The organism is Lysobacter sp. H23M47 (genome assembly GCF_015209765.1).
GTDB lineage: Bacteria > Pseudomonadota > Gammaproteobacteria > Xanthomonadales > Xanthomonadaceae > Novilysobacter > Novilysobacter avium.
In genome coordinates this window covers 668,090-682,797 of sequence record NZ_CP063658.1, presented here as the reverse complement: position 1 = coordinate 682,797, position 14,708 = coordinate 668,090, and the positions used below count along the sequence as shown (strand labels likewise).

Here is a 14,708-nt window from a genome sequence, read left to right as displayed (position 1 = left end):
CGACCGCCTTGGTCACGCCGGCCCCGCGGCCAGTTCTGTGACCGCCGCCTCAAGCATCGCCAGCTCCTCCTCATCGAAACCCGCCCGGGTACGCGCCTCGACGTTGAACGGCCCGTGCAGGACCGCGCGCGCGTAGCCGGTCAGCAGCTCGCGGAACGTCGATGCCGGTTCCACGCCGCGGCGCTCGCAATACCAGCGGAACCAGCGCGATCCGGCGGCGACGTGGGCGACCTCCTCCTCCAGGATGACCTCCAGGATCGCGACCGTCTGTGTGTCGCCCAAGCCCTTCAGGCGCTGGATCATTCCCGGCGTCACGTCCAGCCCGCGCGCTTCCAGCACCCGCGGCACCAGCGCCATCCGCGCCAGCCCGTCGCCGGCCGTCTTCTGCGCCATCTCCCACAGACCGTTGTGCGCGTCGAAGTCCCCGTAATCGCGCCCCAACTGCTGCAGTCGCCCACGCAGCATCGTGAAATGCCGCGCCTCATCGGCCGCCACCTGCACCCAGTCGGCGTAGAACCGATCCGGCAGCCCCCGGAACCGGTACACCGCGTCCCAGGCCAGGTCGATGGCGTTGAACTCGATGTGCGCGATGGCATGGATGAACGCCGCCCGCCCCTCGTCGCTGCCAAACCCGCGCCGCGGCAGATCGCGCGGATGCACCAGGCGCGGTCGCGACGGCCGCCCCGGCATCCCGATCGGCCGCGGCGGCGGGGCATCGGTCGGAATCGGCAGTTCCCCCCGGGAAAACGCGGCAGCCGCGCGCACGGTAGCCGCCACCTTCGCGTCCGGCGACTCCGCCTCCAGGCATTCCCAGGCCGCCTCAAAAAGATCCATGAACCTCCCCACCTCTCACGGTCTGCTCAACAGAGATCCGTCGCCCCGAGCAACATCGTCGTTCCGTGTCGACGCCGCCGAATCCCCCAAGGCGACACCGGGATCATGTTCCAACCAAGCGAATATCGTGGAGCGACTTGGAACAGGGTCCCGGTGTCGCCAGCGCGAACCTTCCAAGCCCCACATCCCGGATCACACAACCAACCAACCCGCCCACGCACCCAACAACCAACTGCCCAGTCAAACGACCGACTAAAGCGCCCGTCGATCCGCCTTGGCCTCATCCGACCGCAAGCGCCGCACGCGCTCGAAGTACTCCTCCGCCGCGCCCGTCACGTACTCCCCGTTGAAGCACGAGGAATCGAAATCATCCAGCCGATGCTTCGGCCCCGACACCGCCTCTTCCAGATCGGTGAGGTCCTGGTAGACCAGCCAGTCGCAGCCCAGCAGCTTCTCGATCTCCGACTCATCGCGCTGGTGGGCGATCAACTCCTCCCGGCTGGGCATGTCGATGCCATAGATGTTGGGATGGCGCACCGGCGGCGCTGCCGAGGCCAGGTACACCTTGCGCGCGCCGGCCTCGCGGGCCATCTGCACGATCTGCCGCGACGTCGTCCCGCGCACGATTGAATCGTCCACCAGCAGCACGACCCGGTTACGGAACTCCAACGGAATCGGATTGAGCTTGCGGCGCACCGATTTGGCCCGCATTTCCTGCCCCGGCATGATGAAGGTGCGGCCGACGTAGCGGTTCTTGATGAACCCCTCGCGGTACTTGATGCCGAGCACGTTCGCCACTTCCAGCGCCGCATCACGCGAGGAATCGGGGATCGGAATCACCGTGTCGATGTCGTGGTCCGGGCGCAGGCGCAGGATCTTCTCGCCGAGCTTCTGGCCCATCCGCATGCGCGCCTTGTGCACCGAGATGTCATCAATCATCGAGTCCGGCCGGGCGAAGTACACGTACTCGAAGATGCACGGCGTGTGCGTGCCCGGGGCGACGCACTGGCGCGCGTGCAGCTTGCCGTCGTTGGTGATCACGATCGCCTCGCCAGGCTGCACGTCGCGGACGCGCTTGAAGCCGGTCAGGTCGAAGGCGACCGATTCGGATGCCACCGCGTATTCGTCGCCACTCGCACCGCTGCGCTTGCCCAGCACCAGCGGGCGGATGCCGTTGGGGTCACGGAATGCGACCAGCCCCAGACCCAGCACCGTGGCCACCACCGCGTAGCCACCGACGCAGCGCCGGTACACGCCGGCCACGGCGCGGAACGCGGTTTCCGCTGACAGCGGCTCCAGTCCGGCCATTTCGTGCGCGAATACGTTCAGCAGCACTTCGGAATCCGACTCGGTGTTGACGTTGCGCCGATCCTGCTGGAACAGCTCCTCGCGCAACGCGTCGGCGTTGATCAGGTTGCCGTTGTGGGCCAGCGCGATGCCGTAGGGCGAGTTGACGTAGAACGGCTGCGCCTCGTCGTCGCCCTCGCTGCCGGCAGTCGGGTAGCGGCAATGGCCGATGCCGACGTGGCCGACCATCCGCCGCATCGCCGCGTCGTCAAACACGTCGCTGACCAGACCGTTGCCCTTGTGCAGCAGCAAGCGGTGGCGGTCGGCGGTGGCGATGCCTGCGGCGTCCTGGCCACGGTGCTGGAGGACGAGCAGTCCGTCGTAGAGCTGCGCCGCGACGTCCTGGTGGCCGACGATTCCGATGATGCCGCACATGACTGGTAATCCTGGTTGGTTGGAGCGGGGCGAAAAGATGACGGCGGGAGCGCCGTTGTGGAGAGGAGCTCAGCCGCGTTCGGCCGGCAGTACCGATTGTTTGTCCGCATCGCCCGACGGCGCTGACCGCGCCGGCGTCGGCAACGGCGCTTCCTGCTCGACCGGCCCGGGCCCGGGCGCATCCGGCGTAACCGCGTCAGGGGTCGCAGGCGGCGTCACCGGGCGTGGCAGGCGCGGCAGCGTGTCGGGCGACAGCAGCGCCGGGCCGTCGCCGTCACCGCGAAGATCCACCTGCGCGGCGACCCACTCGGGCAGCCAGGTGCGCATCAGCTCGGCGCCCGGGACCAGCAGCGGAACCACGCGGGAGGATCTCCACGACGGCTCGCGCGGCAGCTCGGTCAATCCGATCAGCAACAACAGCGCGCAGGCGATCACCAGGCCACGCACGACGCCGACGACGAATCCGAGCATCCGGTCCACGCCCGACAATCCCACCGAGTGCACGAGCGTGCGCAGCATCCAGCCCGCGATGCCGACCACGATCATCACCACGATGAAGGCCAGCGCATAGCCGGCGAACAGGTGGCCGGCGCCCGGCTCGCCGCTGCCGGCCAACAGCAGCGCGACCTGCGCCCCGAACTGGAACGCCGCCAGGCCCGCAAGGATCCAGGCCGCCAGCGACGCCAGCACCCCGATCAGGCCGCGCATCATCCCGAACAGGGCCGAGACGCCGACCAGCCCGATCAGGACCCAGTCGATTGCGATCATCGCGCCAACCGGTCGCGCCGCATGCGGCCGGGCAACATCAAACCTTGCGTCATGGATGTGCGCGGACGAAGCCGGAGATGCCGAGCTTGGCGGCGGCCTGCGCCTTGAGCTGGTCAGCCGCGGCGCGGTCCGCGACCGGACCGACCTGGACCCGGTTGAGCGTGGCGTCGCCGCTGCGGACCTGCTCGACGAACGCGCTCAAGCCCTGGCTGCGCGCGCGATCGCGCAGCGCCGTGGCCTCGGCCGGGTTGCCAAAGGCACCCAGTTGGACGACGAAGCCCACCCCGGCCGCGGCGGGAGCCGGCTGGCTGGTTGCGGGTGCCGGCTCGGGTTTTGCAGGCGCTGGTGCCGTCGCGACCGGCTTGGCCGGCTCGGCGGGTGTCGGCTTCGGCGGTTCCGGCTTTGGCTCGGGTTTGGCGACAACCGTCTGCGCGGGCTGCGCCGGGGTTTTCCCTGCACTCGCACTCGCGGGTGCGGAGCCGGCGCGATCCGCGTCCAGCACCACGACCTTGGCCCCGACGTCCTTGCGCACGCGGGCCGAATCGATGCGCGCGGTTTCGGCCTCGGCACTCGTCTGGAAAGGACCGATGCGGACCCGGTGCAAGGTTCGCTCGCCGCTCTTCACCGATTCCTGGAAGGCGGGAAACCCAGCCGCCTGCAGCGCGCCGACCACTTTCTGTGCATCTTCCTGGCTGGCGTAGCTGCCGAAGCTGACGGCGTAGTTGCCGGCCGCCACCGTTGCCGGCGTCATCCCCGACGCCTGATCGCCGCTGTCTCGCGCGGCGCGGGTATCCACGGTGGGCAGCGCGCCCTCACCGGAGGGCTCCGCCCCGGGGGCCGTGACACTGGCGCCATTGCGCGCTGGCGGCGTGACCAGCGGCAGCTCGCGGGTTTCAAAACCCTGCCGGGGCATGGAAGGCACGTCGAGTGAAATATCCGACACGCCGCTGTCGGGGGCGGGGCCCTTGATCAGCATGGGCAGGAAGATCACCGCAATGGCGACCAGCACGGCCGCGCCGATCAGACGCTGTTTGAGGGCAGGTTCCATCGGATCTCGCAGGCAACGGGGAATGCCGGCGAATTATACCCTTGTGCCAAATGAAGGCCGGACCGCGGCGGCAGTCCCGACCCGGCGGTTCAGTTCGGCGCCACCGTGGACGCGCCCTCCAGCAGGGTGAGCGCCTCGGCGGCGGTGTGGAAGGAGCCGAACACCAGCACCCGGTCGCCCGGGCTGGCCGCAGCCAGCGCCGCGTCCAGGGCATCGGCGACCGTGTCATGGCGCCGGCCCGCTTGGGCCGCGGTCCCGGCCAGCCGGGGCGCAAAATCCTCCACGGAGACGCCCCGGGGTGCATGTCTCGCCAGACCGGCCAGGTGCCAGTGGTCGACGCTGGTGGCCAGTGCCGAGACCACGCCCGCCACGTCCTTGTCCACCAGCGCCGCGTAGACGGCGTGCGTTTGTCCGGCAACGGGACTGGCCGACAGCCAGTCGGCCAGGGCATGCGCGGCCTGCCGGTTGTGGCCGACATCCACCACCGCCTCCACCCCGTCACGGTCGAAACGCTGCAGCCGGCCGCGGATACGGGCATCGGCAATTCCCTGCACGACCGCCCGGTCGGGCGGTGATTTGTCCAGCGCCCGCAACGCAGCGACGGCCACGGCGGCATTGCGCAGCTGCATTCGGCCCGCCAGCCGCGGCAACGGCAGGTCGATGCGGTGGCCAACCTCCCGCCAACGCCAGCGCCCTGCGCCGACGGCACTGGAATCCTCCGGATCGCCGCTTGCACCGCCGGGCAGGTCGACGAAAAAGTCGCAGCCAATCCTCAGCGTCTTGGCCGCGATCGAGTAGGCATGGCGCAGCACGCTGGAGGGCGGGTCGTCATCGCCCAGCACCAGCGGCTTCCAGGCCCGGGCGATGCCGGCCTTTTCGTGCCCGATGGCTTCCCGCCCTTCGCCCAGATAGTCCTGGTGGTCCACGTCCACGGTGGTGATCGCCGCGACATCGGGGTCGACCACATTGGTCGCATCCAGGCGGCCGCCGAGCCCAACCTCCAGCACTGCCAGATCAAGATGGGCGCGCTGGAACAGCCACAAGGCAGCCAACGTGCCGTACTCGAAATAGGTCAGCGGAGTCTCACCGCGCGCGGCTTCGATCGCCTCGAACGCGGCCACGATCATCGCGTCGTCCGCGTCCACACCGTCGATGCGGATGCGCTCGTTGTAGGCCAGCAGGTGCGGCGAGGTGTACGCGCCGACACGCCAGCCGGCGGCCCGGCCGATCGCCTCGATGAAGGCGACGGTGGACCCCTTGCCATTGGTGCCGCCCACGGTGATCACCCGCCGCGCCGGCCGCGCGACGCCCAGGCGACCCGCGACCTCGCCGACCCGCTCCAGCCCCATGTCGATCGACTTGGGGTGCAGTTGCTCGATCCGGTCGAGCCATTGGGACAGGTTCATGGCGAACACTCGCAGGGCGACAAGCGGGAGGCGGAGCTACGGGATGGGGGCCGTCGGCCCGCGGCTAGAGCGCGCGATGCACCGCTTCGCCGAACAACGCGGTGTGATGCGAACAATCGTTCAGGCGCACCACCTCGAGATCGTCCAGCCGCGTGCCTTCGAGCAGGTTGAGCGTGGTCGGCGCCTGGCGGAACGTCCACGGCCGCGAGAACGGGATTCCCAGCACATTGCACAGCAACATCCGGTTGACCGCGTCGTGGGCGACCACCAGCACGGTGTCGTGGTCGCCCAGGCCGGCCATTGCCCGGCCGAATGCCGGCCACGCGCGGTCGAACACATGCTGCAGCGACTCGCCGCCACCGGGCATCAACACCTCATGCGGTGAATCGCGCCAGAGCTTCAGCAGTTCCGGATCGGTTGCGTGGATCTCGCTGGCCAGCAGTCCCTCCCAGCTACCGTGCGCGATCTCGCTGAGGTCCGCGTCGGTGCTGAGCAGGCCGGCGCGGTGTTCGCCCAGCGCCAGTTCGGCCGTGCGGCGTGCCCGCGACAGTGGCGAGGCGACCGCGCGGGTGATCTCCACGTCGTGCAGGCGCGCACCCAGCGCGCGTGCCTGCGCCTCGCCGGTTTCCGACAACGGGATGTCGACCTGGCCCTGGTAACGCCCTTCGGCGTTCCAGGAGGTTTCGCCATGACGGGCGAGGATGATTTTCATGCGGATACTCGATGCGAGGGGACAGGAAGCGCGACGGGCGGTGCGGGGATCACTGGCCGGTAGGCAGGCCGAGCTCCTCCAGCACCTGCGGCGCCGGGAACGCCTCCTGCATGACCCAGCGCAGGTAGCGCCCATCGACCGCGATCACCCGGGTCATGTCGGGGTCAAACACCCAGTTGGAGCTGACGCTTTCCCAGTTCATGTCGAACACCAGCCCGACCAGCTCGCCGCGCGCATCCATCGCCGGCGAACCCGAATTGCCGCCGGTGATGTCCAGGTCGGCCATGAAGTTGACCGGGACCGTGCCCAGTTCCTCGCTGGCGAGGCCGCCGTAGCGCTTGGCGGCGATGGCGTCGAGTTGCGCCCTGGGCGCGTTGAACGGTTCCACGCCGGTGGACTTGTCGGCGACCTGCTCCAGCGTGGTGAACGCAGCCTGCCGGCTGCCGTCGAGCTTGGTGTAGCCCTGCACGTTGCCGAAGGTGATGCGCAGCGAGGAGTTGGCGTCGGGATAGACCGACTCGCCGCGGCTGGCGCGGTAGTCGGCGACCGCCTGCAGGTACACCGGGCGGGCCTGCAGCACGTCGCCGGTGCGGATCTCGTCGAGCTCCTTGTTCTGCAGGATCGTCGGCATCAGAGCGACGGCCAGTTGCAGGGCCGGATCCTTGCTGGCCTCCAGCGTCGCGCGGTCGGCCTGCATCAACTTCAGGCGCGTATCCAGATCGCCCAGGCTGGTGCGGGCCAGGCGATCGAGCGCGGCCTGCACGGCGGCCTCGTCGTTGCCCCCCAGCCATTCATCGAGCGCGGGAATGTGCTGCGCCTGCGGCAGCTTCACATACTCGCGCAACCAGTACTGTTGCAACTGACGGTCCATGCCGGCGTCGTAGCGGCGCTCCATCTGCTTCAGCGAGCCTTCGAAACCCGGCAGGTCGCGCGCCTGGTAGCCGGCATCGCGTTGTGCGTCGGGCTTCTCGCCCTCGATCGCAAACCGGTACAGGCCGGTGGCCGCGCCGATCGCGCCGGTGCGGATCAGCTGGCCGAAGACCAGGTCGCGCTCGCGGGTCGCGCGCTCGGCGGCGTCCACTTCCAGCAGGCGTGCATGCGCCTGCAGCGCGGGCTCGCCCTTGGCGCCCTGCCCGCGCAGCCAGGCCAGTACGGCGGCCTCCTCGGCGTGCTTGGTCTTGCTGGCGTCGATGCGCTGGAAGCCTTCCAGCTGGCCGCCGTAGTTCTTCATCGTGTTCTGCCAGCCACGGATGGTGCTGGCGTACTTGACCTTGATGTCCTCGTCCTTCGCGCCGGCCGCCTCGACGAGATCCACCATCGCCTCGTAATGGCGCTTGATGGTCGGGTAGGTCCATTGCTCAGTCGCGTCGAATTCCTCGGCCAGGGCGTAACGTGCGGTCCGGCCCGGATAGCCGGCCACCATCACGAAATCTCCGATGTTCAGCGGCTGGCTGGCGAACTTGAGGAAATGCTTCGGCTCGTAGGGCACGTTGTCGGTCGAGTACGGCGCCGGCTTGCCGTCCTTGCCGACGTAGGCCCGGTAGAACGCGAAATCACCGGTGTGGCGCGGCCACATCCAGTTGTCGATATCGCCGCCGAAGCTGCCGATGCTGTTGGGCGGCGCATAGACCAAGCGCACGTCCTTGATTTCCAGGTTCTTGAACAGGCGGTAGGTGTTGCCGCCGGCGAAGCTGTAGAACTGGCAGCGGTAGCCCGCGTCGCTCTCGCAGTCGGCCACCAGCTGTTTCTGGATGGTCTCCAGCGCGCGCGTCCGGCCCAGCGCATCCGGAGCTGCGTCGATGGCGGCGCGGACATCGCGGGTCACATCGCGGATCGAGTCCAGGGCATAGATGCGCGCGTTCGGCCCGGCCGATACTTCGCGCTCCTTTGCCGCGGCATTGAAGCCGTCCTCGATCAGGTTGTTTTCCGGCGTCGAGTTGAGCTGGATGGCGCCGTAAGCACAATGGTGGTTGGTGACCACCAGACCCTGCGGCGACACAAAGCTTGCCGTACAGCCGCCCAGCGATACCACCGCGCCCATCGGGTCGCCGGTCAGGTCGGCGAGTTGTTCGGCGGGCAATTCCAGTCCGGCCTTCTGCAAAGCGGCGGAAATCTCCGGCAATTGCTGCGGCACCCACATGCCCTCGCCGGCCACCGCCGACCCCATGACGCCTGTCAACGCGATGGCAGCGGTCAATATCGAATAACGCATGCAAGTGCTCCTGCCGATGTCGAATCGGTGATTTTAGCCTGCCGGAGAGTGTGCGTCCGGCGCGTTGGCCCGCAGGTGACGGGGACTACGGGGTCGGGCGAGGACTACGGGGTCGGGCGAGCTGCATGTCTTCGGGGCGAATGTCCCCCGGCCACCGCCTGCGGCGGCGGCCTCCTCCTTTATTTCGCCCCGAAGACATACAGCTCGCCCCATGCTGGCACGTCGCGCCGTGCGGGGCGGCTTGCGGTTGTGACCCACCGTCGTGCCAGACCTCAGTGGGTGGATGCCCTTGCGGCGAAGTAAAGGAGGAGGCACCGGCTTCACCGGTGCCGGGGGACATTCGCAGCAAGGGGATTAACCCCCTGCCCGCGACGAGGCGCCCGGTCCGCTCGCCCTACTCCAACGGCAATTCCATTTCCCGCAACAGGTTCGGTGCCGGATACACCTTGCCCATCAACCAGCGCAGGTAGCGAACGTCGACGTGGATGGCCCGCTTGTAGCGCGGGTCGTACATCCAGCTGGCGCTGACCGCTTCCCAGTTACTGTCGAAGTTCAGGCCGATCAGCTTCCCGTTGGCATCCATCACGGGCGATCCGGAGTTGCCGCCGGTGGTGTCCAGGTTGGTCATCAGGTTGACGGTCTGGGTGCCCAGCACGGGATCGACGGTGCTGCCGAAGTCGCCCTCGGTGATTGCGTCGCGCAGGGTTTTCGGCGCGTCGAAGGGGTCTTCGCCGGTGTGCTTCTCGACGATGCCCTGCACCGTGGTCAGCGGGGTGTAGTGGACGCCGTCTCGCGGGTCCAGCGAGCTGACCTTGCCGTAACTCACCCGCAGGGTCGAGTTGGCGTCGGGGTAGACCGCCTGCCCCTGCGACTCACGGAAGCCGATCAGCGCGCGCATGTAGGCCGGCCGCAGGCGCAGCAGTTCGCCGTCACTGGACTTGTCCGCATCAGCGATTCGCAACTGGGCCGGCAGCAACGTCGCAGCAGCCTGCATCAACGGATCGGTGGACGCGGCGATCTCCGCGGGATCGGCGGCGAGCAGGCGCAGGCGTTCCGCCTCTTCGTCAAGTCGGGTGCCGCTGTAGAGCGTGTCCAGCGCGGCGGCGGCCTGGGCCTTGTCGGCGCCAAACACGGCGTCCAGCTCGGCAATGCGCTGATTGGCGGGCAGTGCGCGGTAGCGGGTCAGCAGCTCGGCCAGCAGGGCCTTTTCCACCTGCGGGGCGTAACGGCGCTGGACCTGCTTGAGCGAGGCCTCGATCTGCGCCTCGTCACGCAGCTGGTAGCCGGTTTCGCGCTCCGCGTCGGGCTTGGCCCGCTCGACCGCGAGTCGCTGCAGCTGCATGGCGCTTTTGAGCAACTGGGTCTGGCTGCGCATCATCCCGAATAACTGGTCGCGCTCGCGCGTGGCCTGCGACTGGGCGATGACCGCGGCCGCCGCATCGATGTCGCGACGGGCGTTGGCGGCATCGGGCTGTTTGTCGAGCCAGGCCAGCATCGCGGCCTCGTCGCGCTTGCGCACGCCGACCGCATCGCTGCGGCGCAGGCCGTCGAGCTCACCCTGCGCGCGTTTGAGGTTGTTCTTCATGCTCGCGACCTGCGAGGCGTAGAGCACGCCGGCATCGGCGTCATTGGCGGCGGCGCGCTCGATGGTGTCGATCATCGCGGCATACAGATCCACGCGCTCGGGCAGCTGGGTGCCTACCTGGTCGGCGAACTCCGCTGCGGTGCGGTGGCGGAACGTGCGGCCCGGGTACCCGGCCAGCATGGCAAAGTCGCCCTCGGCAACCGGGTCCGTCGACACCTCGAGGAATGCCTTGGGCCGGTAGGGCACGTTGTCGGGCGAGAACGCGGCCGGCTTGCCGTCGCGGCCGACATAGGCGCGGTAGAACGCGAAGTCGCCGCTGTGGCGTGGCCACATGAAGTTGTCGATTTCGCCGCCGTACTTGCCGATCGACTCGGGCGGTGCGTAGACCAACCGGATGTCCTTGAGCTCGAGTTGCTTGACCAGGTAGAAATCGGTGCCGTAGTACATGTTGGCGACGCTGCAGCGGTACCCGGCATCCTGCTCGCACTCGGCCACCAGCGCCTTGCTCGCCGCATCGACTGCGTCGTAGTAGTCGCGACCGGATTTCCCGCGGGCATCCGCCAGCACGCGGTCGGTGACCCGGTCAAAGTCCGTGGTCACGAACACACGGGCGGCGGGGCCGGCGGAGACTTCATCTTTGAGCGTGGCGGCATTGAAGCCGTCCGCCATCAGGTTGTTCTGCGGCGTGGAATTGAGCTGGATCGCGCCGTAGGCACAGTGGTGGTTGGTGACCACCAGACCCTGCGGCGAGACGAAGCTGGCGGTGCAGCCGCCCAGCGACACGACCGCGCTCATCGGCGGGTGGGTCAGGTCGGCCAGTGCGGCCGGATCGCCCTTGTAGCCGGCGGCGGCCAGCTGGTCGGCGATCTGCGGCAACTGCGACGGCATCCACATCCCTTCGTCGGCGTGGGCGCCGAATGCGAGGCCGGCCGCAGTGGCCAGCAGGACGCCGCGCACGGCGGTCTTCAGGTTTGCGTTGGTGTCAGTCATGCGGCAGTCCCATCTCCTCCAGGAGGTGTTCAGCGTGGTCGACCTCGTCCATTACCCAGCGCATGTAGCGGGTATCGACGTGGATCGAGCGGGTCAGTTCGGGGTTGAAGATCCAGCCGGCGCTGAGGCTTTCGTAGTTGCCGTCAAACAGCAGGCCGACCAGCTCGCCCTTGGAGTTCAACGTCGGCGAGCCGGAGTTGCCGCCGGTGGTGTCCACGTCGCTGAGGAAGTTCACCGGCACGTCGCCCAGCGAATCCATCCGGTACTGCGCGCCCTTGCCGGCGGCAATCGCGTCGAGCTCGGCCTGCGGGGTGATGAAAGGCTCCTTGCCGGTGGTCTTGGCGACGATGCCGGCCAGCGTGGTGAACGGGGTCATCTGCACGCCGTCGCGCGGCGAGTAGCCCTTCACGGTGCCGAAGGTGATGCGCAGCGAGCTGTTGGCATCCGGATACACCGGCTTGCCCTGCGACTGGTTGAAATCGATCATCGCCTGCATGTACTTCGGCCGCAGCGCCGAGATCCGGCCGGAGCGGGCTTCGGCCTCGGCTTCGATCTGCAGCACGGTCGGCATCATCGCCACGGCCAGCTGCAGGGCGGCGTCATCGGAGGCCTCGATCGCCGCCTCGTCCGCCTTCAGGAGCGCCAGCCGCGTGTCGGCGTCGCCCAGCTTGGAGCCGGCATAGAGCGCGTCCAGCTTGGCATCCAGTCCGGGTATGGTCTTGTCGCTGGCGCTGATGCCGAGCCAGCGGTCGAGCGCCGCCACGCGCTGCGGAGCGGGCACCTGGCTGGCGTAGCGCTGCAGGCGCAGCGACAACAGCGCCTGGTCCACACTGGCGTCGTAGCGCTTGTCGAACGCGGTCATCGAACCGGCAATGCGCGGCGCATCGCGATCCTGATAGCCCGGCTTGCGCTCCGCGTCCGGCTTGGCCTGCTCGATCGCGTTGCGGTACAGGTTGACCGCCACGCCGGGCAGGCCACCGCCCAGAACCGTGTTGAACCACAGGTCGCGCTCACGGGTCGCGCGGTCCTCGGCCAGCTCTTTCTCCAGTGCGCGGATGGCGGCCAGCTGTGCGCGGCCTTCGCTGCCGCGCTTGCCCAGCCACGCCTCCAGCGCGTCCTCGCGCGCCTGCTTCATGCCCACCGGATCGTCCATCTGGGCGAACCCGTCCAGGTTGCCCTGATACAGCTTGAGCACGTTGTTGATGCCGGCCACGGTGGAGGCGTACTTGAGCGCCGCCGCCTTGTCGCCAGCAGTCGTGCGGTCAATCGTGGCCAGGTAGTCGCCGAAGTAGCCCACCATGGTCGGATAACGCCAGTCGATCGCCTGCTTGACCTCGCCCGGCAGGCGGTAGCGGTCGGTGGAACCCGGGTAGCCCGTCACCATGACGTAGTCGCCCTCCTCCAGCGGCTGCTGGGACACCGTCAGCCAGCTCGCCGGCCGGTAGGGCACGTTGTCCGCGGAGTACGCCGCCGGCTTGCCGTCCTTGCCGACGTAGGCGCGCAGGAAACCGAAGTCGCCGGTGTGCCGGGGCCACTCGAAGTTGTCCTCATCGCCGCCGAACTTGCCGATCGCATCCGACGGCGCATACACCAGCCGCACGTCGCGGATCTCCAGCTGCCGGATCAGCGAGAACTGCAGTCCGCCGTGGAAGTTGTAGACGTTGCAGCGCAGGCCGCCGGGCTCCTCGCACTCGGCCACCAGTGCCTTGCTGCGCGATTCCACGGTGTCGTAGCGCGCCTTGCCATCCAGCCCGTCCAGCCCGTCGGTGATGCGGGCAGTGACGTCCTCGATCTCCTGGGTGACGTAGATGCGCGCATTGGGCTCGGCGGGCAGCTCGTCGGCGAGTGTCCTGGCCACGAAGCCGTCGCTGAGCAGGTCGCGCTCGGGCGTGGAGTTGTACTGCACCGCGCCGTAGACGCAGTGGTGGTTGCTCACCACCAGGCCGGTAGGTGACACGAAGCTTGCCGTGCAGCCGCCCAAGCTGATGACGGCATCCAGCGGCTTGCCGGCCAGGTTGGACAACGCCGCCGGGTCCATCTCCAGGCCGCGCGCCTTGAGCTGCGCTGCCAGCTCGGGCATCTGGCGGGGTTGCCACATGCCTTCATCGGCGTGGGCGGCGGTGGATGCGAGCGCGACGGTCAGGGCCGCCGAGAGGAGTCGAAAGGTCACGGGTGCCCCGGTCTGTGTTGTGCAACCGTCGACGATAAGCAATGCCAGCGACGGTCCGCAACCGCCAACGGTCATGCCTTCGGTCGGGGCGCCGGACCGGCGCGTGCAAGGTCCGTCATCGGGGCCGAAGGCGCGGCCGGTACAATTGGCCCTCAATCCGCCGTTTCCGCCAGGCCATCCATGTCCGACACCATTGCCATCGCGCAGCCCTCCGCAGCGCACTCGATCCCCTCCACGATGAAGGCGCTGGTCAAGCGCGAAGCCGGCAAAGGCATCTGGATGGAGGACGTCCCGGTGCCAACCGCCGGTGCCAACGAGGTCCTCATAAAGCTGGAGAAGACCGCGATCTGCGGCACCGACCTGCACATCTACCTGTGGGATGAGTGGAGCCAGCGCACCATCCAGCCGGGCCTGGTGATCGGTCACGAGTTCGTGGGGCGCATCGTGGACCTCGGCCCCGGCGTCACCGGCTACCGCGTCGGCCAGCGCGTCTCCGCCGAAGGCCACATCGTCTGCGGCCACTGCCGCAATTGCCGCGGCGGCCGCCAGCACCTGTGCCCCAACACCGTCGGCATCGGCGTCAACCGCAACGGCGCGTTCGCCGAGTACATCGTGATGCCGGCGACCAACCTGTGGCCCATCCCCGACCAGATCCCCAGCGAGCTGGCCGCGTTCTTCGATCCCTACGGCAACGCCGCGCACTGCGCGCTTGAGTTCAACGTGGTCGGCGAGGACGTGCTGATCACCGGCGCCGGCCCGATCGGCATCATCGCGGCCGGCATCTGCAAGCACATCGGCGCGCGCAACGTGGTGGTCACCGACGTCAACGACTACCGGCTCAAGCTCGCCGCCGACATGGGCGCCACCCGCGTCGTCAACGTCGCCAACACCTCGTTGAAGGACGTCATGAAGGACCTGCACATGGAGGGCTTTGACGTCGGCCTGGAGATGAGCGGCAACCCGCGTGCCTTCAACGACATGCTCGATTGCATGTACCACGGCGGCAAGATCGCGCTGCTCGGGATCATGCCCCAAGGCGCCGGCGCCGACTGGGACAAGATCATCTTCAAGGGCCTGACCCTGCAAGGCATCTACGGACGGAAGATGTACGAGACCTGGTACAAGATGACCCAACTGGTGCTGGGCGGATTCCCACTGGGCAAGGTGCTGACCCACCAGCTGCCGGTGGACGAGTTCCAGAAGGGTTTCGACCTCATGGAAGCCGGCCAGTCGGGCAAGATCGTACTCAGCTGGAATTGAG

Annotated in this window: 10 protein-coding genes; 1 reads left to right on the top strand and 9 read right to left on the bottom strand. The window is 68.2% G+C overall.

Features of this window, described 5'->3' with window-relative positions; all coding sequences use genetic code 11:
- Positions 1 to 12: 12 nt before the first annotated feature.
- The 9 genes from INQ43_RS03070 to INQ43_RS03030 form a co-directional block, all read right to left on the bottom strand.
- Positions 13 to 834 (bottom strand): ferritin-like domain-containing protein, encoded by an 822-nt coding sequence (locus tag INQ43_RS03070; protein WP_194037067.1) that lies wholly within the window; start codon positions 832 to 834, stop codon positions 13 to 15.
- A 252-nt stretch (positions 835 to 1,086) separates the two neighbouring features.
- Positions 1,087 to 2,556 carry an amidophosphoribosyltransferase gene (purF, locus tag INQ43_RS03065; protein WP_194037066.1) on the bottom strand — a complete coding sequence of 490 codons (1,470 nt, stop codon included), beginning with the start codon at positions 2,554 to 2,556 and terminating at the stop codon, positions 1,087 to 1,089.
- A 69-nt stretch (positions 2,557 to 2,625) separates the two neighbouring features.
- Positions 2,626 to 3,324 carry a CvpA family protein gene (locus INQ43_RS03060; RefSeq protein ID WP_194037065.1) on the bottom strand — a complete coding sequence of 233 codons (699 nt, stop codon included), beginning with the start codon at positions 3,322 to 3,324 and terminating at the stop codon, positions 2,626 to 2,628.
- A 49-nt stretch (positions 3,325 to 3,373) separates the two neighbouring features.
- The gene (locus INQ43_RS03055) at positions 3,374 to 4,372 is read right to left on the bottom strand and encodes an SPOR domain-containing protein (RefSeq protein WP_194037064.1); all 999 of its coding nucleotides are present in this window, start codon (positions 4,370 to 4,372) and stop codon (positions 3,374 to 3,376) included.
- An 89-nt stretch (positions 4,373 to 4,461) separates the two neighbouring features.
- The gene (gene folC, locus INQ43_RS03050; protein WP_194037063.1) at positions 4,462 to 5,778 is read right to left on the bottom strand and encodes a bifunctional tetrahydrofolate synthase/dihydrofolate synthase; all 1,317 of its coding nucleotides are present in this window, start codon (positions 5,776 to 5,778) and stop codon (positions 4,462 to 4,464) included.
- Between the two features lie 64 nt (positions 5,779 to 5,842).
- A complete protein-coding gene (locus tag INQ43_RS03045) occupies positions 5,843 to 6,490 on the bottom strand; it encodes a histidine phosphatase family protein (protein WP_194037062.1) in 648 nt (215 codons plus the stop codon).
- Between the two features lie 49 nt (positions 6,491 to 6,539).
- The gene (locus INQ43_RS03040) at positions 6,540 to 8,630 is read right to left on the bottom strand and encodes a S46 family peptidase (protein WP_194037543.1); all 2,091 of its coding nucleotides are present in this window, start codon (positions 8,628 to 8,630) and stop codon (positions 6,540 to 6,542) included.
- 466 nt (positions 8,631 to 9,096) lie between these two features.
- The gene (locus INQ43_RS03035) at positions 9,097 to 11,181 is read right to left on the bottom strand and encodes a S46 family peptidase (protein ID WP_228062655.1); all 2,085 of its coding nucleotides are present in this window, start codon (positions 11,179 to 11,181) and stop codon (positions 9,097 to 9,099) included.
- A gap of 88 nt (positions 11,182 to 11,269) precedes the next feature.
- Positions 11,270 to 13,447, bottom strand: coding sequence for a S46 family peptidase (locus INQ43_RS03030; protein WP_194037060.1), 2,178 nt, complete (start codon positions 13,445 to 13,447; stop codon positions 11,270 to 11,272).
- Positions 13,448 to 13,672: 225 nt separating this feature from the next.
- Here INQ43_RS03030 and tdh point away from each other — a divergent pair, with 225 nt between their 5' ends.
- On the top strand, positions 13,673 to 14,707 hold the full coding sequence (gene tdh / locus INQ43_RS03025; protein WP_194037542.1) for an L-threonine 3-dehydrogenase: 1,035 nt from the start codon (positions 13,673 to 13,675) through the stop codon (positions 14,705 to 14,707).
- The last annotated feature ends 1 nt before the right edge of the window (position 14,708 follow it).

Coding starts and splice junctions, on each gene's coding strand:
- INQ43_RS03070 (WP_194037067.1), bottom strand. CDS start 834: ATGGATCTTTTTGAGGCGGCCTGGGAATGCCTGGAGGCGGAGTCGCCG.
- purF (WP_194037066.1), bottom strand. CDS start 2,556: ATGTGCGGCATCATCGGAATCGTCGGCCACCAGGACGTCGCGGCGCAG.
- INQ43_RS03060 (WP_194037065.1), bottom strand. CDS start 3,324: ATGATCGCAATCGACTGGGTCCTGATCGGGCTGGTCGGCGTCTCGGCC.
- INQ43_RS03055 (WP_194037064.1), bottom strand. CDS start 4,372: ATGGAACCTGCCCTCAAACAGCGTCTGATCGGCGCGGCCGTGCTGGTC.
- folC (WP_194037063.1), bottom strand. CDS start 5,778: ATGAACCTGTCCCAATGGCTCGACCGGATCGAGCAACTGCACCCCAAG.
- INQ43_RS03045 (WP_194037062.1), bottom strand. CDS start 6,490: ATGAAAATCATCCTCGCCCGTCATGGCGAAACCTCCTGGAACGCCGAA.
- INQ43_RS03040 (WP_194037543.1), bottom strand. CDS start 8,630: ATGTGGGTGCCGCAGCAATTGCCGGAGATTTCCGCCGCTTTGCAGAAG.
- INQ43_RS03035 (WP_228062655.1), bottom strand. CDS start 11,181: ATGTGGATGCCGTCGCAGTTGCCGCAGATCGCCGACCAGCTGGCCGCC.